The sequence below is a fragment of the Desulfobulbus alkaliphilus genome, assembly GCF_016918545.1.
GTDB lineage: Bacteria > Desulfobacterota > Desulfobulbia > Desulfobulbales > Desulfobulbaceae > Desulfobulbus > Desulfobulbus alkaliphilus.
Genome location: NZ_JAFFQC010000276.1, coordinates 1 through 435 on the forward strand (window position 1 = coordinate 1; position 435 = coordinate 435).

The 435-nt window shown below is 66.2% G+C and carries 1 protein-coding gene; it reads left to right on the top strand.

Going from position 1 to position 435, the window contains the following annotated elements:
- Positions 1-144: 144 nt before the first annotated feature.
- Positions 145-435, top strand: a 291-nt coding sequence (locus tag JWG43_RS20910) for an SCO family protein (RefSeq protein ID WP_205244391.1), incomplete at its 3' end; no start/stop codon positions are given.

A 435-nucleotide genomic window follows, 5' to 3' on the forward strand; every position in this document is an offset into this window, starting at 1 on the left:
GCGAAAACCCGCGGCCGCGACGCGGCGCATCGCTCCAGCCGTTCAACGGCTCCGAAGAGGATGCGCCGTGCGGCGCCATGCGGGCTTCTGTCGAGGTCACACGCCTTCTATAGACCGATCACATCCGTTTCGTGAGAGGCCGTCATGCCGCGTCGTTCCATCCTGCTGTTCGCGGGCGCCTGCATCGCCATCGCCGTGGCGCTGGCCATCATCACCGTCGTGGTGGTCAGCGGTCGTGCGCCCACGTCGGACGGCGCCGAGGTGACGTCGACCGGCCAGCCCCTGGTCGGCGGCGACTTCAAACTGGTCAATCAGGATGGACAACCCGTCGATCAGACGATGCTGAACGGCAAATGGAGCCTGGTCTTCTTCGGCTTCACCTACTGCCCCGAGTTCTGCCCGACCACCCTGGCCGAGCTGGGCGCGGTGCAACAG